The following is a 23,360-nucleotide window of genomic DNA, read 5'->3' on the forward strand; positions in this document are numbered from 1 at the left end:
GGTGCCCCGGCCGCCTCCGCCGTCACGCCCCGCCCCTTGCCATGCTGAAAATCGTGCTGCTCCGCCACGGCGAGAGCGTCTGGAACCAGGAAAACCGTTTCACCGGCTGGACCGACGTAGACCTGTCGGCGGAAGGCGTCCGGCAGGCCCGGCAGGCGGGGGCGCTGCTCCGGCAGCACGGCTACCGGTTCGACGTTGCCTACACGTCGGTGCTGAAGCGGGCCATTAAAACCCTGGACCTGGCCCTGGAAGAAATGGACCAGCTCTGGATTCCGGTGCAGAAGTCGTGGCGCCTGAACGAGCGGTTCTACGGGGCCCTGCAGGGGCTGAACAAGGCCGAAACCATCGCCCGGTACGGGGCCGAGCAGGTGCGGAAGTGGCGGCGCGACCCCCTCGAGCACCCGCCCGCCCTCGCCCCCGACGACCCGCGCTACCCCGGCCACGACGCCCGCTACGCCCACCTCACCGCCCGCGAACTGCCCCTGACCGAGAACCTGACCGAAACCCTGGCCCGCGTGCTGCCCTACTGGACGGAGACCATCGTGCCGGCCCTGCGCCGCCGCCAGCAGGTGCTCGTCTGCGCCCACGGCAACAGCCTGCGGGCCCTGGTGCAGTACATCGACCACCTCACCGACGCGGAAGTGACCCAGCTCGACATCCCCACCGGCAGCCCCCTGGTCATCGAGCTGGACGACGACCTGAACCGGCTGCAACAGTACTACCTCACGTAGCGCGGCGGCGCGGGTTGCGCGCTCCCGGGCCCCCGGGCCGGCGGCCGGGCGCGGGCTACGGGGCCCCGGGGCCGGGCGCGGCGCGGCACAGCTCCACCAGCAGCTGGTAGAGGGCGGCTTCCTCGTAGGGCTTGGTAAGGCAGGCGTTCATGCCGGCGGCCAGGTAGCCGGCGCGGTCGCTGTCGAAGGCGTTGGCCGTGAGGGCGATGATGGGCACGGCGGCGCGGGCCGGGTCGGGGTGCTGGCGGATGGCGGCGGTGACGGCCACCCCGCTCAGGCCCGGCATGCGGATGTCGAGCAGGGCCGCCTCGAAGGGCTGGGTGCGCAGGTAGTCCAGCGCGTCGAGGCCGTTGGCCACGGCCTGCACCTGCACGCCCCAGCGCTCCAGTATCACCACGGCGATGAACTGGTTGACGGGGTTGTCTTCGGCCAGCAGCACGCGCAGGCCTTGTAGTCCGTCGTAGGCCGGGGCGGCGGGCGGCGGGGCCTGGGCCACGGGCGGGGCCGGGCGGGGCAACGTGAGCTGAAACGCGAAGGTGGTGCCGTGGCCCGGCGCACTGCTCAAACGCAGGGTGCCGCCCATTTGCGCCACCAGCTGCTCGCTGATGGCCAGCCCCAGCCCCGTGCCCCCGAAGTGCTGGCCGGTGTCGGCGCTGGCCTGGGCAAAGGCCTCGAAGATGTGGTCCTGCTGCTCGGGGGCGATGCCGATGCCGGTGTCTTCCACCCAGAAGCGCACCGTGAGGGCCCCGGGCGCGTCGCGCACCACGTCGGCCCCGAGCTTCACGTGCCCCCGCGCGGTGAACTTGATGGCGTTGCCGAGCAGGTTGAGCAGCACTTGGTGCAGGCGGTAGGCGTCGCCGAGCACGCGCGGGGCCAGGCCCGGGGGCCACACGCCCACCGTCAACTCCAACCCCTTGGCTTCGGCCAGGGCGGCCACCGTCTGGCCGGCGCCGTGCAGCACCACGGCCAGGTCGAAGGGGGCGTGGTCGAGCTGCAGGTGCTGGCCCGTGATTTTGGCCATGTCCAGCACGTCGTTGAGCAAGGCCAGCAGGTGGCGGCCCGCGTGCTGCATGGTGTGCAGGTACTCGGCCTGCGGCGCGGTGAGGGGCGTTTTTTGCAGCAAAGTGGCCATGCCCAGCACCCCGTTCAGCGGGGTGCGGATTTCGTGGCTCATGCGGGCCAGGAAAGCTTCTTTGGCGCGGGCGTTGTCCTCGGCTTCCTGCTTGGCCTGTTGCAGGGCCCGCCGGGCCAGCACGCCCGCCGTCACGTCGTAGCCCGAGGCCACCACGTAGGGCGGCTGGCCGGGCTCGGCCACGCGGTGGGCGTAGTAGTTCAGGTAGCGCCGCTCGCCGGTGGCGATCAAAATCGTCATCACCTGGGGGGTGGGCGACGCGGGGGCCGGGCTTTCGAGGTATTCCCGCAGCGCGGTGCGGTGTTCGGGCGGCAGGGCTTCGTGCAGGAAATGCCCCACCAGCTGCGTCGCCGGCCGGCCCAGCAGCTGCTCAATGGCCGGGTTCACCGTGAGCAGCCGGCCCCGCGCATCGAGCGTGCAAATGAGGGCCTGGGAGTAGTGCACCAGGTCGTGGTACTGCTTCTCGCGCTGCTCCAGGGCCTGCCGGGCCTGCTTCACCGCCGTCACGTCGGTGCTCACCGCGAGGACGCCCAGCTGGCCGTTGGCCAGCCGCATGGGGCGCTTGTGTATCTGGTAATATACTTTTTCGCCGGTGCTGAGGGTGAACGGCAGCTCCTGCGTGAGGGGCTGTTGGGTGGCCCGCACCAGCTCGCTCAGGGCCCGGACCTGCCGTACTTCGTCCAGCACGGCGGCGCTCTTGCCGGCGGCGGGCTGCGCGTGCGCGCTTTGCGTGGCGGCGGCGGCGTAAGCCGCGTTTGAAAACAATATCCGGCCGTCGGGGCCCACGATGTAGAGCGCGTCCGGCAGGGCATCCACCACCCGGCGCACGAAGGCTTGCTGCTCCTGGAGCAGGGCCTGGGCCTGGCGCTGGCGCTCTTCGGCCTCGTACCGCGCCGTGATGTCGATGCCCGAGCCCACGACCAGCCGCAGCCGGCCGTCGGCCGCAAAGACGGGCCGCAGGCTCTGCAGTATCAGCTGCGGGCCGGGGCGTAGCTCTTCCCAGCTCACGTCCTGCCGCGTGCGCATGGCCTGGGCGAAGTAGTGCAGCCGCTGCTCGGCCAGCCCCGCCGGCCGGCCGGCGGGGCTGGCCTGGTAGTCGGCCTGGCTCTGGCCAATCATTTGCTGGCGCGCTTCGGGGTCGGGCTCCGCCGCGGGGTTGACAAACAAATAGCGGAACTGGGCGTCGAACACGGCCACGTTGACCGGGAGTAGGTTCAGGGCGGATTCGTAGAATTCCCGCTGCTCGGCCACCTGCGCTTCGGCCAGCTTGCGCTCCGTAATGTCCACCCCCGTGGCGATGACCCACCGCGTGCCCGTGGGGCCCGGCACGGGCTGGTAGCTCACCAGCAGGTACTCCACCCCCGCGCAGTTCGCGCGCTGCTCGTCCCAGCTCACGGCCCGCTGCCCGCGCAGGGCCTCGGCAAAGGCGGCTTCCCGCTGCCGGGCCACGGCCGCGGGGCGCTGCCGGCGCTGGCAGGCCTCCGTGCTGGTTTTGCCCAGCATCCAGGCGCGGGTCACGGGGTCGGGCTCCATCACGGGGTTGACGAACAGGTAGCGGTGCTGGGCATCGAACACGGCCACCGCCACGGGCACCTGTTCCAATATGCTCTCGTAAAAGGTGCGCTGCTGGGCCAGTTGCTGGGCCACTTGCCGCTGCGCCGTCATATCGGTCAGGTACAGCGTGACGTGGTCGCGGCCGGGCACGGCCATGGCGGTGAACAGGTAGTGCTGCCCGGCCACGGTCAGTTCCTGGCGGTGCGGCACGGGCGCGCCCAGGGCGGCGTGCACCAGCGCGAGCATCCGCTCGTACAGGTCGCCCAGCGCATCGGTGGCCAGGGCCTGCAGCAGGGCGGCGGCGGCGGGGTTGGTGTACACCACTTCCCCCGTGGCGGCCACCCGCAAAACGGGGTTGGGGTTGTGCTGCGGAAAGTAGGCCAGCGTGCGCAGCTGCACGTCGCGCCGGTGGCGCTCGGTCACGTCGCGGTAGCAAATCAAGCGGCCGGCCCGCGCCTGGTCCAGCACCAGGTAATCAAGCTCAATGATGCGGCCGTCGGCGAGCACGAATTCTTCTTGCTGCACCGTTTGCCCAGCCTTGTGCAGCGCCCAGGCCCGCGCCGTGAAGGCCGCCGGGTCCTGAAAGGCGGCGTCGATGGCCACGGCCGCCGGGGGAATGCACGGGTCCCCGGGCCCCGGGTTGGCCACGGGCACCAGGCCGAACAGCTCCCAGAAATGCTGGTTGACGAACTGAATCTGGCCTTTGTGGTCGACCAGCACCAGGCCCACGTGCAGGCGCTGCACCAGCGCCACCAGCTGGGCGTGGTGGCGCTGGGCAGTGCCGGCGGCGGCCACCAGCTCGCCCTCGAGGGCAGCCACGCGGGCCTGGGCCTGGGCCAGCGCGGCCTCGGCTTTTTCGGCGCGCACCCGGGCGGCCGCTAGTTGCGCGGCGAAGTCGGCGGCGGCGGAGATGGAAGGGGCAGTAGGCATGGCCAAGGCAACTATAGGCAAAACGTTTGGCAAAAACAAGAGTCTGCCTCTAAGGGACTGGGCCAGTTGAGCCAATAATAATATACAGCAGATTGGGAATATTCAGTGAAGTTTGGCAGGGTATGCAGCCTGATCCAGCCAAGAATATGCCGAAAAGCGGGAACACACTACGCCCGCCCCCGGCGCTTACCCCTGGGCCCGCAGCTTCACCATCGTCAGAATCGTGGCCACGGCCACGGTTTCGCCGGTTTCGTCGGTCACGTCCACCAGCCAGCGCACGATGCCTTTGGCAATGTCCTGGTCGTCGCGCCGGTCCTGGGCGGTTTTTTCCTTCACCGTGAGCTGCACGCCGATGGTCATGCCCGGGTACACGGGCTTGGTGAAGCGGCACTCGTCGAGGCCGTAGTTGAGTAGCACGGGGCCCTTGCGCGGGTCCACGAACATGCCGGCGGCCTTGCTGAGGACGTAGTAGCCGTGGGCCACGCGCCCGGTGAAGGGCGTGCCTGCGAGCGACGTGGCGTCCACGTGGGCGTAGAAATTATCGCCCGACACCTGGGCGAAATTCGTAATGTCGGCCTCCGTCACGGTGTGGCGGTGGGTGGTGTAGGTCTGCCCGATTTCCAACTCCTCGAAGTAGTGCTGAAAGGGGTGCTTGTCCTTCTCGATTTTGCGGGCCCCTACCTGGTACACCTGCGTGATGGCGGTGAGCATGCTCGGCGAGCCCTGCAAAGCCACGCGCTGCATAAAGTGCTCCACGCCGCGGATGCCGCCCATTTCCTGGCCGCCGCCGGCCCGCCCGGGGCCCCCGTGGATGAGCTGCGGCAGCGGGGCCCCGTGGCCGGTGCTCTCCTTGGCCATCTCGTCGTTGAGGACCAGAATGCGGCCGTGGTGGGTGGCCGCGCCCAGCACAAATTCGGTGGCCACGCCGGCGTCGGCGGTGGCCAGCGAGCACACCAGCGAGCCTTTGCCGAGGTTGGCCAGCTGCACGGCCTCGCCCAAGTCGTGGTAGGGCATGAGCGTCACCACTGGCCCGAAGGCTTCGATTTCGTGGCTGGCGAGGTGGCGAAACGGCTCGTCGTTGCGCAGCACGATGGGCGAGGCAAACGCGCCCTTGCCGGTGTGGGCCCCCAGGTCCTGGCCCCGGATCTCCACGTCGTCCAGGGTGCCGTACACGATGGGCGAGTGGCGGGCTAGCTCCCGCACCCGGGCGCGGAACTGCGCGGCCTGGGCGCGGCCGGCCAGGGCCCCCATGCGCACGCCCTCGGCCCGCGGGTGGCCGATGGTGGTCTGGGCCAGGGCCTTGCCCAGGGCAATCTGCACGTCCTCCAGCAGCGCGGCGGGCACAATGGCGCGGCGGATGGCGGTGCACTTCTGCCCGCACTTGCCCGTCATTTCCTTGCGCACTTCCTTGATGAACAGGTCGAACTCCGCGGTGCCCGGCTTCGCGTCGGGCCCCAGCACGGCGGCGTTCAGCGAGTCGGCCTCCATCGTAAAGGGCACGGCTTCCTCGATGATGCGCGGGTGGGCCCGCAGCAGCCGGCCGGTGGCGGCCGAGCCGGTGAAGGTCACCACGTCCTGGTAGGTGAGGTGGTCGAGAATGCCCTGGCCCGAGCCCGAGACGAGTTGCAGGGCCCCGGCGGGCAGGATGCCGGAGGCCACGATTTCGCGCACCACGGCCTCGGTGAGGTAGGCCGTGGGCACGGCGGGCTTCACCACGGCGGGCATGCCGGCCAGCAGGTTCACGGCAATTTTCTCCAGCATGCCCCAAATGGGGAAGTTGTAGGCGTTGATGTGCACGGCCACGCCCTCCTTGGGCACCAGCAGGTGCTGGGCCACGAAGGTGCCGCCCTTACTCAGGCCCACCGGTTCGCCCTCCACGTAAAACGGCTTATCCGGAAATTTGCGCCGCAGCGAGGCGTTGGCAAACAGGTTGCCGATGCCGCCCTCAATGTCCACCCACGAGTCGGCCCGGGTGGCCCCCGAACGGTAGCTCAGCTCGTAAAACTGCTCTTTCCGCTCCTGCAAATAAAAAGCCAGCGCCTTCAGCATCCGCCCCCGCTCGTGAAACGTCATGCGGCGCAGCGCCGGGTTGCCCACGCGGCGGCCATAGGCCAAAACCGCTTCGTAGTCCACGCCTTCGGTATTGGCCAGGGCGATGAGTTCGCCGGTGCTGGCATCGAGCAATTCTTGCTGGGGGCCCCCGCCGGGCAGCCAGCGGCCGAGGGTGTAGTTTTCGAGGAGTTGGGTGGGCATGGGGAAGGATTGAAATGGTGGGCTGGGGCGGTTCGTTAATTGGTGCGGGCAGGGGCTTGCCCCGTCCCTCATTCACGAATAACAGGGCAAGGCGCGGCGGCTTAGAAACCGCTCTAGTCATTTAGTCCGTCCTGCCGAGCGCAGCCGAGGCATCTCGCGTGCTTCGTTGCAACGACTAGATTGCTGCTGCACGCGAGATGCCTCGGCTGCGCTCGGCATGACGGGCCGAATTGCAGAACAACCAGGTAACACCATCTACAGCGGTATTTCCTGGCTGGTGCGGTAGGCCGTGCCTTTGAACAGGGCCAGCACCGCGCCGTGCTGGTTGCTGACGCGCACCTGGTACACGCCGATTTTGTGCTTCAGGCTTTCCTCGCGGGCTTCCACGGTGAGGCGGTCGCCGGGGCGGCCGGCTTCGAGGTAGTCTATCGTGGCGCTCAGGCCCACGGCTTGGCGGCCGTGGGTGTTGCAGGCCAGGCCAAAGGCGGTGTCGGCGGCCGCGAACGTAACGCCGCCGTGCAGGGCCCCGAAGCCGTTGAGCATCTCGGGGCGCACGGCCAGCGTGAGGCGGGCGTAGCCGGGGCCCACCTCGGCCACTTCCACCCCCAGCCAGCGGCTGAAGGCGTCGTGGGCCAGCAGCAGGTTTTTCACGGTTTCGGCCGTGGCCGTGGCCGCGTCAGGCCTGGGCAACTCGCTCATGCGGAATGAATAACTGGTTGGTGCGGGCCAGCTTGCGCAGCAGCGGGCTGGCCCGGTAGCGGTCCTCGTGGTACTCGTCGTAGAGGGCGTCGAGCCAGGCCAGCACGCGGGGCGGGCCCAGGGCGTCGGCCCAGGCCAGCAGGCCGTGGGGGTAGTTCACACCCTGGGTCATGGCCAGTTCCAGGTCGGCCCGCGACGCCACGCCCAGGGCCAGGGCCTCGGCCGCCTCGTTGATGAGCATGGCCAGCACCCGGTACAGGATGAGGTGGCCCAGAGCCTCGTCCTGGCGGGGGGCGGGCACCTGGGCCCCCGCGGCGTAATTATAAAAGCCGCGCCCCGATTTCCGGCCCAGGTAGCCGGCTTCAAGTAGGCGCTTCTGGGCGATGGACGGCCGGTAGCGCGGGTCGAAATAGAAGCCGGCGAACACCGCTTCCGTGACGCGGTAGTTCACGTCGTGGCCGATGAAGTCCATCAGCGCGAAGGGGCCCATACGGAAGCCGCCGAGCTTGGTCAGGGCCCAGTCTATGGTGGGCGCGTCGGCCAGGCCTTCTTCCATAATGCGCAGCGCCTCGCCGTAGAAGGGCCGCGCCACGCGGTTCACGATGAAGCCGGGCGTGTCTTGCGCCACCACGGGCTGCTTGCCCCAGCGCGTCACCAGGGCCCGCAGCTCGTCGGCCAGGCCGGCCCGGGTTTGCACCGCCGGAATAATCTCGACCAGCCGCATGAGCGGCGCGGGGTTGAAGAAATGGAGGCCGACGAAGCGCTCGGGCCGCTGGCACGCCGCCGCGATGGCCGCCAGCGAGAGCGACGACGTGTTGCTGGCCAGGATGCACTCGGGAGCCACCACCGGCTCCACCTCGCGGAACAGCTGCTGCTTCACGGCCAGGTCTTCGGCCACGGCTTCGATGACCAGCTCGCAGTCGGCGAAGTCGGGCAGGTACGTGGTGGGGCCCAGGCGGGCGGCGGCCAGGCCGGCGGCGTCGGGCGTGAGCTGGCCTTTTTCCACCAGCCGGCGCAGGTTGGCTTCGATGCCGGCCACCGCTTTTTCGAGGGCCCCGGCGTGCTGGTCGAGCAGCCGGACGGGGTGGCCCGCCACGGCCAGTACCTGGGCAATGCCCGCGCCCATGGCCCCGCTGCCGATGATTCCGATGGTCATGTGGTCATTCATTATTGAGCAATTAGCAGGCAATAGTTAACAGGGCCCATTTTTTACAATTACTGGCGCTGGCGAAGGCGGCCCGGCAAGTTGTTAAATGTTACCTAATAAATACCAATTGACTCAGTGGCACTTGAAATAATCGAACGGCTCGCGGCAGTCCTGGCACTGGTAGAGGGCCTTGCAGGCCGTGGAGCCGAACTGGTTGACAAGCTGCGTGTGGGCCGAGCCGCACAGCGGGCAGGCCACGGCCGTGGCTTTGCCGAACAAGTTGAGCACGTGGCCGGTCGCGGTGCCGTCCACGGGCGGGGCGATGCCGTAGGCGGTGAGCTTGGCGCGGCCGGCGGCGCTCATCCAGTCCGTCGTCCAGGCCGGGCTGAGCTGGTTGTGGACGGTGAGCTGGGTGATGCCCTCGGCCAGCAGGCGCAGGCGGATGTCGGTGGCGATGGTGTTCATGGCCGGGCAGCCCGAGTAGGTGGGCGTGATGGTCACCGTCACCTGTTCGCCCTCGACCTTCACCGTCCGCACAATGCCCAGGTCGAGGATGCTGAGCACGGGCACTTCGGGGTCCGTTACCTCCTCCAGCAGCTGCCATATTTTAGCTGTCAGCTCACAGCTGTTAGCTGTTAGCTCTTGGCTACTGGCTGTCGGATTGATCATGGTCGAAGCTTTGATAAAAAGCTAACAGCTAATAGCTATGAGCTAACAGCTTAAAATACTTACCACGTCAGGCCGGGGTAGGTACGCTGCATGTATTGCAGCTCGGCGAGCAGGTAGCCCAGGTGCTCGGAGTGCTGGCCGGCCTTGCCGCCTTTTTGGGCGAAGGGCGCGATTTGGGGCGCGGGCACGGTGGCTTCGGCCAGCACGCGGGCGGTGTGGGCGTCCATGGCCGGCTTCATGCCCCTGTAGTCGGGCACGAGGCCGAGGTCTTGCAGGGCGGCTTCGGTGGCGGTGGGCATGGTCAGCTCGGCGGCGTAGCGCCAGAGGGTAGCCAGGGCCTTGTCTAGCCGCTGGCGGCTTTCGGCGGTGCCGTCGCCGAGGCGAATTATCCACTCCGAACTCCACTTTAAATGGTAGGCCGCCTCCTTCACCGACTTCTCGGCGATGGCGGCCAGGGGCGCGTCGGGGCTGGTTTTCAGCGCCAGTAGCAAGTGGTAGTGGAAGTTGTCGAACAGGAACTGGCGCACCACGGTGTGGGCGAAGTCGCCGTTGGGCTGCTCCACCAGTAAGGGGTTGCGGTAGGCGGTGGCGGGGCGCAGGTAGGCGAGGTCGTCCTCGGTGCGGCCCTGGCCCTCCAGCTCGGCGGCGTATTGGTAGAGGCTGCGGGTTTCGCCCAGCAGGTCTAAGGCGATGTTGGCCATCGCCAAGTCCTGCTCCAGCACGGGCCCGTGGCCGCACCACTCGCTTAGGCGGTGGCCCAGCACGAGGCTGGTATCGGCCAGTTGCAGCACGAACTCAAACAGCTGCTGCCGCACGGTGGGCGCGTGGGCAATGGCGGCGGGAGCGGGTTGTAAATCAGCGGGGTGGTCCATAACCGTCAACTTTACATGTGTTTAATAGCGTCCGGCACGTCGTAAAACGTGGGGTGCCGGTATACTTTGTCGGCCGCCGGGTCGAAGAATTCGGCCGCCTCGTCGGGGTTGGAGGCGTGGATATGCGTCGACTCGACCACCCAGATGCTCACGCCCTCCAGGCGGCGCGTGTACACGTCGCGGGCGTTTTGCACGGCCATCGTGGCGTCGGCGGCGTGCAGGCTGCCCACGTGCTTGTGGTCGAGCCCTTGCTTGCTGCGGATGAAAACCTCCCACAGGGGCCATTCGGATGAGGACATAATGCTTTGTTATTGGGGCCCCAGGCCGTCATGCCGAGCGCAGCCGAGGCATCTCGCGTGCAGCAGTAAACCAATCGATTGAGTTAGTTCAGCAGGCGAGATGCCTCGGCTACGCTCGGCATGACGTTCTTTTTTCTATTCTACAAACTTAAAAACCTATGCCGCCACGGCCTCCCGCGCGGCACGTTTGGCGGCGTGGGCCAGGGCCGCTTCGCGCACCCAGGCGCCTTCCTCGTGGGCTTGCACGCGGGCCTGGAGGCGGTCGTGGTTGCAGAGGCCGTTGCCCTTCACCACGCTCCAGAACTCGTTCCAATCGACTTCGCCGAAGTCGTAGGCTTGGCGGGCCTCGTTCCAGCGCACGTTGGAGTCGGGCACGGTCAGGCCCAGGAATTCGGCCTGGGGCACCATCATGTCCACGAATTTCTGGCGCAGCTCGTCGTTGGTGAAGCGCTTGATGCGCCACTTCATGCTCTGCTCCGTGTTGGGCGATTCCGAATCCTTCGGGCCGAACATCATCAGCGTGGGCCACCACCAGCGGTTGAGGGCCTCCTGGGCCATTTCCTTTTGGGCGGGAGCCCCGGCGCACAGCGTCTGCATAATCTCGAAGCCCTGGCGCTGGTGGAAGCTCTCTTCCTTGCACACGCGCACCATGGCCCGGGCGTAGGGCCCGTAGCTGGTGCGGCACAGCGGCACCTGGTTGAGGATGGCGGCGCCGTCCACGAGCCAGCCCACGCAGCCCATGTCGGCCCAGCTCAGGGTGGGGTAGTTGAAGATGCTGCTGTACTTGGCCTTGCCGCTGTGCAGGTCGGCCAGCATCTGGTCGCGGCTCGCGCCCAGGGTTTCGGCGGCGCTGTAGAGGTAGAGGCCGTGGCCGGCCTCGTCCTGCACCTTGGCCAGCAAAATGGCCTTGCGCTTGAGGCTGGGGGCACGGGTTATCCAGTTGCCTTCGGGCAGCATGCCCACAATTTCGGAGTGCGCGTGCTGCGAAATCTGCCGGATCAGGGTTTTGCGGTAGGCGTCGGGCATCCAGTCCTTGGGCTCGATGCGCACGTCGGCGTCGATGCGGGCCTGGAACTGGTCGTCGCGGGAGAGGTCTTGGGCGGGCGTTTCCATGGACTAATAACGTGGGCTAACAAGCGTTAGTTTGTAAAAGTAGCGAAAAAATCTTGGGGCCCCGGCGGCGGCCGTAACTTGGGCCGCGGCCGCCACGCGGCCCAGTACCATTTTTTCCTCATTCCGCCCAATGCTGCACAAGCTACTCCTTTTCGCGCTGGCCCTGCTGGCGCTGCCCGCCGCTGCCCAGGTTTATTCCACCACCGACCCGCTGGCCCACACTTTCAGCATCGTGGCCCGCGACGCCAAGACCGGCGAGATGGCCGTGGCCGTGCAAAGCCACTGGTTTTCGGTGGGCACCAGCGTGAGCTGGGGCGAGGCCGGCGTGGGCGTGGTGGCCACCCAATCGTTCACCAACAAGTCGTTCGGCCTGCGCGGCCTGGCCCTGCTGAAAAGCGGCAAAACCGCCCAGCAGGCGCTCGACGAGCTGCTGGCCGCCGACGAGGGCCGCGACGTGCGCCAGGTGGCCATCCTCGACAACCAGGGCCGGGTGGCGACGCACACCGGCAAGAAGTGCGTCGACATGGCCGGCCACCAGCAGGGCGCGCAGTTCTCGGTGCAGGCCAACATGATGCTGAACAACACGGTGTGGGGCGCGATGGCCAAGGCCTACGAAGCCAGCGCCGCCCTGCCGCTGGCCGAGCGGGCCCTGGCGGCCCTCGACGCGGCCCAGGCCGCGGGCGGCGACATCCGCGGCCGGCAGTCGGCGGCCCTGCTGGTGGTGCGCGGCACGGCCACCGAGGGCCCCTGGGCCGACCGCCTCGTGGACCTGCGCGTGGAGGACGCCGACAAGCCCCTTGTGGAGCTGCGCCGCCTGCTGAAGCTCACCCGCGCCTACGACCACATGAACGCCGGCGACCTGGCCGTGGAGAAAAACGACATGCCCGCCGCCATCCAGGAGTACCAGGCGGCCGAAAAAATGTTCCCCCAGAACCTGGAAATGAAGTACTGGCACGCCATCACGCTGGCCAACAAGCAGCAAGTGCCCGCCGCCCTGGCCCTGCTCAAGCCCATTTTCCAGCAGGAACCCAATTGGCGCATCCTCACCGAGCGCCTGCCTAAAGTGGGCCTGCTTACGGTGTCGGACGCGGAGCTAAAGCAGATTCTGGCGCTGAAGTAGGGGCCCCGGTGCGCCGGCCGCCCGCGCCCGGTTTTTTGCCGCCCGGGGAACCGGTACGGCCGGGCTTGCCGTATGTGGGCCGCGCTGGCCGGTTGGCTAGCGGCTGTCATTTCCCCTGCTTTGCCTGCGCCATGCTCAACGAAAAACGCCCGCCCGGCCCGTGGTGGCGGCTGCTGCCGGCGGGCGGCATGGGCCTGTTCGCGGTGCTGTACGGCGTGGCCGCTGCCCTGTACCCGGGCGGCTCGCCGGCCGACAAAACCGCGCCCGGCTTCAGCTGGCTGCACAACTACTGGTGCAACCTGCTGACGGCGGTGGCCATCAACGGGCAGCCCAACCCCGCGCAGCCCGTGGCCCTGCTGGCGATGGGCGTGCTCTGCCTGTCGCTCATGCTGTTTTGGTATTGCCTGCCGCCGCTCTTCCAGTTTGGGGCCCGCGTCGCGGGCCTCGTGCGGTCGGCGGGCATTCTCTCGATGGTGGCCGCGGGCTTTCTCTCCGGCGAGCAGCACGACTTGATGATAACTATCGCCTGCCTGCTCGGGGTGGTGGCGCTCGGGGCCGCCTTCGCGGGCCTGTACCGAACCCGGCGGCTCGGCCTGCTGGGGCTCGGGGCCCTGTGCCTGCTGCTGCTGGGCGTCAACAACTACGTGTACTACAGCCAGCACTTCATCGAGGCCCTGCCCGTCGTCCAGAAAATCACGTTCGTGCTGTTCCTGCTGTGGTTTTCGCTGCTCAGCGGGGCGGTGTACAAGCAGGGCAGCTTGCGGGCGACGTACGCCCGGCAATGAGTGACCCCGGTTGTGCCAACCGGGGCCCCGGCTACACCTGCACTGCGTCGTCGCCCAGCACGTCCTGCACGTAGAGCATTTTCACCAGCACCACGGCCATGGCGATGATGGGCGTGGCCAGCGTGAGGCCCAGCAGGCCCGTGAACGCGCCGATGACGAGCTGCCCCACCAGCACGAGGGCCGGCGGCAGCGCGATGAGCCGCTGCTGCACCACCGGCGACACGGCCGCGCTCTCCAGCGTTTGGGTGCCCAGGTACAGCAGCAGCACGTACAGGGCCATGTGGGGCCCCCCGTTGAGGAAGGCCAGCAGCAGGGCCGGTACCATCGACACCACCGGGCCGATGTTGGGGATGAACGTGACCAGGCCGGCGAACAGGCCCAGCACCGCCGCCATCGGCATGCCCAGCAGCCCCAGGCCCACCACCGTGAGCACCCCCACCACGGCCATCGACACCAGCCGGCCCACCACCCATTTCACCAGCGTGTCGCTGATTTTGTCGAGTACTTCGTGGGCGCGGGCCCGGTGGCTTTGGGGCACCAGCAGCACCAGGCCGCTGCGGTAGAGCTTGGGCTGCACGGCCAGGAACACGGCCAGAAAGAGGATGACGTAGCCGTCGGCCAGGACGCTGAGCGTGGTGGAAAACACGCCCGTGGCGCGGCCCAGCCACTCCGAGGAGCCGCCCATCAGCCGGCGGTAGTCGAGGTTTTCGCCGGCCAGCCACTGGCCCCAGCGGGTGCCGCCCACGCGGGCCTGCACGTCGCGCACGGCCTGGGGCAGCTCCTGCTGCAAGCCGCTGAGCTGCTCGCTCAGGCGGGTAGAAAACAGGTAGCCCATGCCCCCCAGGGCCCCCACCACCAGCAGCGCCACGAGCAGCAGCGCCAGGCCCTCGGGCAGCCGCGTGCGGCGGTGCACCCACGCGGCCCCCGCCCGCAGCGGCAGCGCGATGAGCAGCGCCGCCAGCAGCCGCAAGAACACGCTGAAGGCCGTGCCCAGCAGTCCCAGCACGAACAAAACGGCCAGCACGATGCCCACGGCAATGCCCACGCGCCGCACGTAAACACTCGTCGAGGCAGAAGTTGAAGCAGTAGGCTGGTCCATCAAAGCGGAGAATAAAACGGGCGTGGGGCCTCCGGCAAAGGCACCGGGCCGGCTACCTTTACGAGCAACCGCGCCAACGCGTCGAAAACTACGCGCCGCTGCTGCCTTTGCCCTGGTTTTGGGCCGCGCAGCGGCGGCAAAAGCGCCGGGTAAAGACAAGCCGCCCGGCCCCCGTTCGCAACCAACTAATCCGCCCTATGCGCCCACTGCTTACCCTCTGCCTGCTGCTCGGTTTCACCATCGCCCGGGCCCAGGCCCCGGCCAAGCCCGCCGACCGGGTGCCGCACCACTTTTTCACGCTGACGAATTTCCGCACCGAGGGCGGGGCGGTGCTGCCCCAGGCCCGCGTGGGCTACGGCACCTACGGCCACCTCAACGCCCGGCGCGACAACGCCATCCTGCTGCCCTCGCACTACCTGGCCGACCACCACGGCTACGAATGGCTCATCGGCCTCGGCAAGTGCCTGGACACCACCAAGCTGTTTCTGGTCACGACCGAGCTGTTCGGCAACGGCAAGTCGTCGTCGCCCAGCAACACGCCCGAGCCGTTCCACGGGCCCCGCTTCCCCGTCATGACCATCCGCGACAACGTGGCGGCCGTGCACGAGCTGCTGACCAAGGAGCTGCGGATAACCCACCTGCGCGCCATTATTGGCTTTTCGATGGGGGCCCAGCAGGCGTTTCAGTGGGCCGTGAGCTACCCCACGTTTGCCGACCGCCTGGTGGCCACCTCGGGCACGGCCAAAAACTACCCGCACGGCGTGGTGCGCCTCGAAGGCCAGATTGCCGCCCTCACCGCCGACGCTGCTTTCAACAACGGCGACTACACCGCGCCGCCCAAAAAGGGCCTTGAAGCCTTCGGCACGGTGTGGACGGGCTGGCTGTTTTCGCAGGAGTGGTGGCGCAAGGAGCTGTGGCGCACGTATTCGCCGCCCGGCACCACCTTCGCCCAGGTGCTCAGCGGCTTCCGCACCGACTTCATCCCCGGGGCCGACGCCAACGACCTCATCCTGCAAATGCGCACCTGGGAAACCCACGACGTGGGCACCACCCCCGGCTTCGGTGGCGACGTGGAAAAGGCCCTGCGCAGCATCAAAGCGCCCATTTTGTACATGCCCTCGGAAACGGATTTGTACTTTCCCGTGGGCGACGCCCGCTACGAGGCCGCCTTCATTCCCGGCGTCACGCTGCGGCCCATTCCCTCGCTGTGGGGCCACACCGCCGGGGCTGCCAGCAACCCCGCCGACGCCAAGTTCCTCAACGATAACATCGGCCAGTTCCTGGCCGGCAAGCAGTAAGGTGTAGGGCCCAGGGCCCTGCCTGGCCCTGTGGCCGGACGCCCTGCCAGTGCGGCGGGGGCCTTTAGCGCAGTGCTCGGATTCGTGCATGGCTACGAATCGGTAGCGCGAACTTTGTAGTTCGCGGCTTTCGCTTCGTGCTGCCGATTACCGGGCAGCGGCGCGAACTACCAAGTTCGCGCTGCGGTACCCTGGCCGGTAAACCACTCAGCTGCCCGCCGCGTCGCCTTCATCCAACTGCGTTTGCAAGTCCAGCTCGGCCAAATCCAGCTCGCGCTGGAGCTTGCGGATGGTTTCGACCTCGGCGTGGCCCTGCTTGTGGTGCTGCACGAGCAGGCCGAGCTGGTGCTGCACCAGGGCCAAACCGGTGCGCAGCACTTGCTGGTGCCGGCGCTGCCCGGGGCCCGGTTCGGCTGCGCCGGGGGCCGCCTCATCGGCGGCGTTGGCTCGCAGCAGGCCAATTTGTTGGGCGAGGCGCTGCTCCAGCGGGGCCAGCACCTCAGGAGCGGTGCAGGCGGCCAGGGTGCCGTGCAGAAACGCCAGCGAATCGGTGGCCAGCTCCAGGCGCAGGGCCTGCTCGTGGCGGTCGGCGGCGGCCGTTTCGCCGTGCACGCCCAGGCGGCGCACCAGCCACGGCAGCGTGAGGCCCTGCACTAGCAGCGTCACCAGAATGACGGCGAAGGTGAGGAACAGCAGCACGTTGCGCTGCGGGAAGGCGCGGCCGTCGGCCAGCGCCAGGGGCAGGGCCAGGGCCGTGGCCAGCGACACCACCCCGCGCATACCGGCCCACGACGTCACCAGCAGCTCGCGCCAGCTAATAAGCGGTGGGGCCGCATCGCCGGCCGAGCGGCGGAAAAAGGTGACGAGTGCCGCGACCGGGAAAATCCACACGATGCGGATGACGACGGCCACGGCGCTGATGAGCAGCCCGTAGCCGCACAGCGCGGGCAGGCGGCCGGGCGGCAGGCCGCGCAGCACGGCCGGCAGCTGCAACCCGATGAGGATGAACACGAAGCCGTTCAGCAGGAAGTTGACCACGCGCCAGAAGCTGGCGTTTTGCAGGCGCGTGGGCCCCGAGTACACCTCCGGGGCCCGCCGCGACATCACCAGGCCCATGAACACCACCGCCAGCACCCCCGAGGCCCCCACGTGCTCGGCCAGCAGGTACACCAGAAACGGCAGCAGCAGCGAAATGGCCGTGGCCGTCGTGGCCTCGCGCACCCGGGCTTGCAGCCACGCCGTGCCGTAGCCGGCCGCCAGCCCGAGGGCCACGCCGCCGCCGGCCACCAGCACGAATTGCGCGCCCGCCCGCCACGCCACAAACCCGCCGCTGACCACGGCCGCCACGGCGTAGCGGTAGGCAATGAGGGCGGTGGCGTCGTTCACCAGGCCCTCGCCTTCCAGCGTCACGCTCACGCCCTTGGGCAGGCCCAGGCCCTGCGTGGCGCTGCTGGCCGCCACGGCGTCGGGCGGCGACACGATGGCCCCCAGCACAAACGCCAGCGGCCAGCCAAAGCCCGGCAAAAAGTAGTGCGCCACCACGGCCACGGCCACCGTCGTGAACGCCACCAGCCCCACGGCCAGCAGCAGAATGGGCCGGCGGTAGTGGTTGAAATCCTGCCAGGTGAGGTTGAAGCCCGCGTAGTAGAGCAGGGGCGGCAAAATCAGCAGGAATACCACGTCGGGCTCCAGCTTGATGGGGGGCAGGCCGGGCACGAAGCCCAGCGCCAGGCCCGCCGCCACCAGCAGCACCGCCTGCGGCAGCCGGCTCCGCTGGAATAGCACCGACAGGCCCGCAAGCAGGGCCAGTAAGACCAGGATGGTTTCGAAGCTATTCATAACGAGCGGAATGCGGTAAAGCTAGGTCGCTGCCGCCCAAACCGGGCCCCGCCACTGGCCCCGCCGCCCTACTGGTCAAAATCCACCGCCACCTGGGCCGCGGTGGGGCGGGCCTGGCACGTGAGCACGTAGCCGCGGGCTATTTCATCGGCTGATAGCGAGTAGTTTACGTCCATGGCCGCGGTGCCTTCCGTGATGCGGGCGCGGCAGGTGCTGCACATGCCGTTTTTGCAGGAGTAGGGCGCGTCGGCCCCGGCGGCCAGGGCGGCGTCGAGAATCGTGTCGCCGTAAAACGACATGTCGAGGCGGTAGGCGCGGCCGTCGAGCTGCACGCTTACCTGGCTTTTCTGGTCGTCGGTGCCGGCGGGGCGGGCGGGGCCCGGGGCGGCTTTGGGGGCCCCGGTGGCGAATAGCTCGAAGTGGACTTTTTCCGGGGCCACGCCGGCCTCGGCCAGCGCCTCCCGCACGCCCGTAATCATCTCCTCGGGCCCGCAAATGAAGCACTCGTCGATGCGGCCTGCGGGCACGATCTTCTGCAAGAATTGCGCGGTTTTTTCGCGGTCGATGCGGCCGAACAGGAGGTCGGCGTCGCCTTGCTCGCGGCTCAGCACGTGGTACACGCTCAGGCGGTTCAGGAACTTATTCTTCAGGGCCTCAATGCCTTCCTTGAAGATGATGGAGTTGCGGCCGCGGTTGCCGTACACCAGGTACACCTGGCTATTCGGTTCGGTGAGGAGTACGGTTTTGGCGATGGAAAACACGGGCGTGATGCCGCTGCCCGCCGCGAAGAGCACGTACCGCTTGGCGTTTGCGGGGTGCAGGGCGGGCGGCGTGAAGCGGCCCTGCGGCGGCATCACATCCAGTAAGTCGCCGGGGCGCAGGCCGCCGCCGCCCACCACCAGGCTGGAGAACCGTCCGCCCGGCACCCGCTTGATGGCCACGCGCCACTCGTCGTCCAACGGGCTGCTGCACAGCGAATAGGAGCGGCGCAGCTCCTCGCCGCCGTGGGTGCGGCGCAGCGTGAGGTACTGGCCCGGCGCGTAGCGGAAGGCGTCGCGCAGCTCGGCGGGCACCTCGAAGGAGACGCTCACGCAGTCGGGCGTTTCGCGGGTGATGCTTTTGACGGCGAGGGAATGGAATCGGCTCATGGGTGGGAGGGCAGCCAAAAAAAGAGGTAGTAAATCGTAGCGCGAACTGTAGCGCGGACTTTGTAGTCCGCGCTTTTAAACGGCCGCCCAACGGTAATCGGCCGGACGAAGCGCGGGCCGCGAACCACAAAGTTCGCGCTGCTATGCCCAGTTCCCGGGGCCCTGGCGGCCCGGCTTGTTGGGCCGCGCCGCCCGCGCCTGCTACTTTAGCGCCGAACACCCTTGGCAGAATAATGATGGTACAGGCGGGACGGGCTTGGTTGGGGCGGGGCCCGGGGCCCCAAAGGTACCGCGGCCCCGGGCTGCTGGCCGGGCTGCTGGCCGGGCTGCTGGCCGGGCTGCTGGCCGGGCTGCTGGCCGGCTGCGCCGGGGGCCCCGGCGCGCACCCGGCGGGGGCCCCAGCGCAACCGGCCAGCAAAAGCAGCGCGGCCTACGAGCGGCGGCGCCAGGCGCTGGTGCGCGCCGACAGCGCCCGGGCGTTCGACGCGGCCATCGTGCTGACGCCCGCCGAGCAGCGCGCCAACCGCAAGCTGGTGCAGCTGCGGCAGCGGCTGGTGGCGCATTACGATTCGGTGAACTACTTCCCGCCGGCCCACAACTTCTTCCTGGCGCGCCGCCAGATGTACGCCACGCGCCTCTACCGGCTGCTGCTGGCCCTGCCCAAGGGCGGCGTGCACCACCTGCACCCCAACGCCGGCGCCAGCCCGTGGTGGCTGGTGCAGCGGGCCCTGCGCGAGCCCAACTGCTACGTGTACTGGGGCCCCCGCAGCACGCAGTACCTCCAGGGGCAAATGCGGTTTTTCCGGGCCGGCGAAGTGCCCGCCGGCTTCTACGCCGCGGGGGCCCTGAACAACACGGTGCCCCAGTTTCCGCAGAAGCTGCACCACTTGCTGACGTTCGACGCCCGCACCGGGCGCGACTCGGCCGACGTGTGGCGGGCTTTCGAGCAGTGCTTCCAGCGCATGAACGGCTTCACCAGCTACCAGCCCGTGTTCCGCGATATGTACGCGGCCATGTTCGACTCGCTGGCCGCCGATGGCGTGCAGCACGTTGAGCTGCGCTCGTCGCTGAACGGCAGCCTCTACGATTTGCGCCACCCGGCCGGCGCGTTTCCCGCCGATTCCATCATCCGCTACCTGCGGCAGGCGCAGCAGCAGGTGCGGGCCGGGCGCGAGCCGGCCTTCACGTTCCGGCTCATTTACACCAACTTGCGCTTCCGTGCTGCGGCCGCCATCCGCACCGACCTGGCGCAGGCCTACCAGCTGCGCCGCCGCTACCCGGGCCTGGTGGCCGCCTACGACTTGGTGGCGCACGAAGACGCCGGCCACCCCACCGACTACTTCCGGGCCGTGTGGCTGGCCCGCGACTCGCTGGCCGCCGCCTACGGCACCGACCTGCCGCTGTGCCTGCACGACGGTGAGAGCACCTGGCGCCACACCGCCAACCTCTACGACGCGGCCCTGCTGCACAGCCGCCGCATCGGCCACGGCTTCAACCTGTCGTTCTTCCCGGCAGCCGAGGAGCTGGTGCGCCGCGAAAACATCTGCGTGGAAGTGAGCCCGCTCAGCAACCAGATCCTGGGCTACATCGGCGACCTGCGCCTGCACCCGGCCCACGCCTGGCTGCGGCACGGCCTCCAGATTTCCATCAGCTCCGACGACCCCGGCATCTTCGACTACGTGGGCGTGACGCCCGACTACTGGGCCATCACCCTGGCCTGGGAACTAGACCTGCGCGCCCTGAAAAAACTGTCCCTCAACGGCCTCGACTACAGCTTCCTAAGCTCCGCTGAAAAGAAAGCCGCCCGCGCCGCCTGGCAGCCCAAGTGGGACGCCTTCGTGGCCCGGCTCAACCGGGAGTAGGTAATTCTGTATTGACTGTCAATGGATTATGATTCAAGCAAAAATTGCTTATGGTAGCCCCAGCGGGGCGGCCCGTCGGTAGCAACCAATAGCAATAGTAACTAAAAGCCCCAGCGGGGCGACCCAGACGGTCGTGTTTTCCTCGGGTCGCCCCGCTGGGGCTTTATCGTGCGTCAATCACCCTTTCCTACCGACGGGCTGCCCCGTTGGGGCTGAAAAGCGCTTTGCTTAAACTCAATACATAACCAACCGCTCCTACTCATGATGAAACGCATTTCTACCCTGATACTGCTGCTGGTGGGGGCCCTGGCTGGGGCCCCCGCGCGGGCGGCCCAACCCCTGCCGGTGCGGGTGGTGGTGGTGACGATGTTTGAGCGCGGGGCCGATACCGGCGACACGCCCGGCGAGTTCCAGTACTGGGTGGAGCGGCTGCCGCTGAAGCAAACCATCGCCTTCCCGCAGGGCTACCGCGCCCTGCGCTACAATGCGGATAAGCAGGTGCTGGGCATCTGCACGGGCATGGGTACGGCGCGGTCGGCGGCCTCCATTATGGCCCTGGGCATGGACCCGCGCTTCGACCTCTCGCACGCCTACTGGCTGGTGGCGGGCATCGCCGGCATCGACCCCGCCGACGGCAGCACGGGCTCGGCGGTGTGGGCCGAGTGGCTGGTGGATGGCGACCTGGCCCACGAAATCGACCCCCGCGAAATGCCCGCCGGCTGGAGCACCGGCTACCTGCCGCTCAGCAAAACCCAGCCCTACCAGCAGCCCATGCGCGAGGGCGAGTACAACAACGCCCTGCACCTCAACCCCGCCCTGGTGCACTGGGCCTACGGCCTGACCAAGGACCTCAAGCTACCCGACAACGACAAAATCCGGGAGCTGCGCGCGGCCTACACCGCCACGCCCGCCGCCCAGCAGCCGCCCCGCGTGATGCTCGGCGACCACCTGGCCGCCATGACCTACTGGCACGGCCAGTACGCCACCCAGTGGGCCAACGACTGGGTAAAATACTGGACCCAGGGCCAGGGCAACTTCGTGACGTCGGCCATGGAAGACACCGGCACGGGCCAGTCGCTGGAGTTTCTGGCCAAGGCCGGCAAGGTTGATTTTCAGCGCTTCCTGGTGCTGCGCGCGGCGAGCAACTTCACCATGCAGCACCCCGGCAGCACCGCCATCCAGAGCCTGGCCAACGAGGAACACGGCCAGGACAAAGGCCACTCGGCCTACCTGCCCGCCCTCGAAGCCGCCTACCTGACCGGCGCCAAAGTGGTGAACAGCCTGGTGGACAACTGGGCCACCTGCCGCGACCAGCTGCCCAAGTAGGGCTGTAGAACGGAGTGGCACTCCGTTGCCGGGCGCGCGGAAAACGGAGTGCCACTCCGTTCTACAGGGCCGCGCGGAAAACGGAGTGCCACTCCGTTCTACGGGGCCCTGTACCGCCCCGGGCCCCCAACTCCATCTCGAAATCTGCCCCATGCCGCTCCTCGAAAAACTGTTCCACCTGCGCGACCATGATACCACGGTGCGCACCGAAGTGGCGGCCGGCGCCACCACCTACCTCACGATGGCCTACATCGTGTTTGTGGTGCCGGCCACGCTCAGCGCCGCCGGCCTCGACAAGCCGGCCCTGATTGCCGCCACGTGCCTGGTCACGGCCTTTTCCACGGCCCTGATGGGCTTTGGGGCCAACGTGCCGGTGGCGGTGGCCCCGGGCCTGGGCCTGACGGCGTTTTTCAGCTACACCCTCGTGCTCACCAACGGCGTGCCGTGGCCGGTGGCGCTGGGCATCGGGTTTTGGGCGGGCGTGTTGTTCCTGGTGCTGAGCCTAGTGGGGGCCCGGGAGCGGCTGGTGGCCGCCATTCCGCCGGTTATTGTGGCGGCCATACCGGTGGGCATCGGGGCGTTTTTGCTGCTGATTGGGCTGCGCAACATGGGCCTGGTGGTGGCCAGCCCGGCCACGCTGGTGGCGCTGGGCAAGTTCACGCCGCCGGTGGTTATCAGCGTGGCGGGGCTGTTTGGTACGCTGGCGCTGCACGTCCGGCGGGTGCCGGGCGCCATCCTGCTCGGCATTGTGGGCACCACGCTGGCGGCGGCGGCGGCCGGGCTGGTGGCCGCGCCGGCGGCGGTGTTTTCCAGCCGCGTCAGCCTGGCGCCGGTGGCGTTTCGGCTGGATATTTTGGGGGCCCTGCGCTGGAGCCTGCTGGGGCCCGTCTTCGCCCTGTTCTACGTCAGCCTCTTCGACTCGCTGGGCACCCTGGTGGCCTGCGCCGGCGCGGCCGGCCTGGGGCAACCCGACGGCAAAATCCGGGGCCTGAACCGGATGCTGAACCTCGACGCGGTGGCCGCCATTGCCAGCAGCCTGCTGGGCACCTCGCCCAGCACGGCCTACATCGAGTCGGCCACGGGCATCGCGGCCGGGGGCCGCACGGGCCTCACGGCGGTGGTCACGGCGCTGCTGTTCGTGGGGTCGCTGGCCGTCATTCCGCTCATCAGCGTGGTGCCGGCCTACGCCACGGCCCCCGCCCTGGTGCTGGTGGGCCTGCTGATGGTCGGCGAAATCCGTCGCCTCGACTTCGACAAGTTCGAGGAGTTCGTGCCCGCGCTGCTCACCGTGTTCCTGATGCCGTTCAGCTTTTCCATCGCCACGGGCCTGGCCTGCGGGCTGCTGGCCTGGGGCCTGCTGCGGGTGCTGCTGGGCCGCGTGCGCGACATCAGCCCGGTGCTGGGCATCATCCTGGGGCTCTCGCTGGTGAGCCTGCTGCTGTAGCGGCCCGCGGGGAGCAGGCCAACCGGGCCGACATGCTCAT

18 protein-coding genes are annotated in these 23,360 nt (G+C 68.2%); 7 read left to right on the top strand and 11 right to left on the bottom strand.

Going from position 1 to position 23,360, the window contains the following annotated elements; genetic code table 11:
- The first annotated feature begins 41 nt into the window (after positions 1–41).
- Entirely contained in the window at positions 42–731 is a 690-nt protein-coding gene (gpmA, locus tag HNP98_RS17390) for a 2,3-diphosphoglycerate-dependent phosphoglycerate mutase (RefSeq protein ID WP_173811447.1), read from the top strand.
- 55 nt (positions 732–786) lie between these two features.
- Here the strand turns inward: gpmA and HNP98_RS17395 are convergent, their stop codons facing one another.
- The 8 genes from HNP98_RS17395 to paaA form a co-directional block, all read right to left on the bottom strand.
- Positions 787–4,347, bottom strand: a complete 3,561-nt coding sequence (locus tag HNP98_RS17395; RefSeq protein ID WP_173811448.1) for a PAS domain-containing protein — start codon at positions 4,345–4,347, stop codon at positions 787–789.
- A 186-nt stretch (positions 4,348–4,533) separates the two neighbouring features.
- Positions 4,534–6,600: a phenylacetic acid degradation bifunctional protein PaaZ gene (gene paaZ / locus HNP98_RS17400; protein ID WP_173811449.1), complete on the bottom strand. Its 2,067-nt coding sequence runs from the start codon at positions 6,598–6,600 to the stop codon at positions 4,534–4,536.
- A gap of 255 nt (positions 6,601–6,855) precedes the next feature.
- Positions 6,856–7,299, bottom strand: coding sequence for a hydroxyphenylacetyl-CoA thioesterase PaaI (gene paaI / locus HNP98_RS17405; RefSeq protein WP_173811450.1), 444 nt, complete (start codon positions 7,297–7,299; stop codon positions 6,856–6,858).
- Positions 7,277–8,467, bottom strand: coding sequence for a 3-hydroxyacyl-CoA dehydrogenase NAD-binding domain-containing protein (locus tag HNP98_RS17410; protein WP_217425821.1), 1,191 nt, complete (start codon positions 8,465–8,467; stop codon positions 7,277–7,279). Before HNP98_RS17410 ends, paaI begins: the two co-directional genes overlap by 23 nt.
- A 111-nt stretch (positions 8,468–8,578) precedes the next feature.
- A complete protein-coding gene (gene paaD, locus HNP98_RS17415; protein WP_173811451.1) occupies positions 8,579–9,115 on the bottom strand; it encodes a 1,2-phenylacetyl-CoA epoxidase subunit PaaD in 537 nt (178 codons plus the stop codon).
- Between the two features lie 59 nt (positions 9,116–9,174).
- Positions 9,175–9,987 carry a 1,2-phenylacetyl-CoA epoxidase subunit PaaC gene (paaC, locus tag HNP98_RS17420; protein ID WP_173811452.1) on the bottom strand — a complete coding sequence of 271 codons (813 nt, stop codon included), beginning with the start codon at positions 9,985–9,987 and terminating at the stop codon, positions 9,175–9,177.
- Positions 9,988–9,998: 11 nt separating this feature from the next.
- Complete coding sequence (gene paaB, locus HNP98_RS17425) at positions 9,999–10,286, bottom strand: 1,2-phenylacetyl-CoA epoxidase subunit PaaB (RefSeq protein ID WP_173811453.1); 288 nt, start codon at positions 10,284–10,286, stop codon at positions 9,999–10,001.
- Positions 10,287–10,442: 156 nt separating this feature from the next.
- A complete protein-coding gene (gene paaA, locus HNP98_RS17430; RefSeq protein WP_173811454.1) occupies positions 10,443–11,399 on the bottom strand; it encodes a 1,2-phenylacetyl-CoA epoxidase subunit PaaA in 957 nt (318 codons plus the stop codon).
- 130 nt (positions 11,400–11,529) lie between these two features.
- Between paaA and HNP98_RS17435 the strand changes: the two genes are divergently transcribed.
- Positions 11,530–12,519 carry a DUF1028 domain-containing protein gene (locus HNP98_RS17435; protein WP_173811455.1) on the top strand — a complete coding sequence of 330 codons (990 nt, stop codon included), beginning with the start codon at positions 11,530–11,532 and terminating at the stop codon, positions 12,517–12,519.
- Positions 12,520–12,650: 131 nt separating this feature from the next.
- Positions 12,651–13,304 carry a hypothetical protein gene (locus HNP98_RS17440; protein ID WP_173811456.1) on the top strand — a complete coding sequence of 218 codons (654 nt, stop codon included), beginning with the start codon at positions 12,651–12,653 and terminating at the stop codon, positions 13,302–13,304.
- 31 nt (positions 13,305–13,335) lie between these two features.
- Here the strand turns inward: HNP98_RS17440 and HNP98_RS17445 are convergent, their stop codons facing one another.
- A complete protein-coding gene (locus HNP98_RS17445) occupies positions 13,336–14,403 on the bottom strand; it encodes an AI-2E family transporter (RefSeq protein ID WP_173811457.1) in 1,068 nt (355 codons plus the stop codon).
- A 197-nt stretch (positions 14,404–14,600) separates the two neighbouring features.
- On the opposite strand from HNP98_RS17445, the gene HNP98_RS17450 reads away from it, so the two are divergent.
- Entirely contained in the window at positions 14,601–15,701 is a 1,101-nt protein-coding gene (locus HNP98_RS17450) for an alpha/beta fold hydrolase (RefSeq protein ID WP_173811458.1), read from the top strand.
- 207 nt (positions 15,702–15,908) lie between these two features.
- On the opposite strand, the gene HNP98_RS17455 is transcribed toward HNP98_RS17450, so the two are convergent.
- Positions 15,909–17,540, bottom strand: a complete 1,632-nt coding sequence (locus tag HNP98_RS17455; protein ID WP_173811459.1) for a Na+/H+ antiporter — start codon at positions 17,538–17,540, stop codon at positions 15,909–15,911.
- A gap of 68 nt (positions 17,541–17,608) precedes the next feature.
- A complete protein-coding gene (paaE, locus tag HNP98_RS17460; protein ID WP_173811460.1) occupies positions 17,609–18,688 on the bottom strand; it encodes a 1,2-phenylacetyl-CoA epoxidase subunit PaaE in 1,080 nt (359 codons plus the stop codon).
- A 233-nt stretch (positions 18,689–18,921) separates the two neighbouring features.
- Here paaE and HNP98_RS17465 point away from each other — a divergent pair, with 233 nt between their 5' ends.
- From HNP98_RS17465 to HNP98_RS17475, 3 genes are all read left to right on the top strand, one after another.
- Entirely contained in the window at positions 18,922–20,550 is a 1,629-nt protein-coding gene (locus HNP98_RS17465; protein WP_173811461.1) for a hypothetical protein, read from the top strand.
- A gap of 261 nt (positions 20,551–20,811) precedes the next feature.
- Positions 20,812–21,876: a purine nucleoside permease gene (locus HNP98_RS17470; RefSeq protein WP_246275194.1), complete on the top strand. Its 1,065-nt coding sequence runs from the start codon at positions 20,812–20,814 to the stop codon at positions 21,874–21,876.
- 151 nt (positions 21,877–22,027) lie between these two features.
- Positions 22,028–23,320 (top strand): NCS2 family permease, encoded by a 1,293-nt coding sequence (locus HNP98_RS17475; RefSeq protein ID WP_173811462.1) that lies wholly within the window; start codon positions 22,028–22,030, stop codon positions 23,318–23,320.
- The last annotated feature ends 40 nt before the right edge of the window (positions 23,321–23,360 follow it).

The organism is Hymenobacter caeli (assembly GCF_013294115.1).
Classification (GTDB): domain Bacteria; phylum Bacteroidota; class Bacteroidia; order Cytophagales; family Hymenobacteraceae; genus Hymenobacter; species Hymenobacter caeli.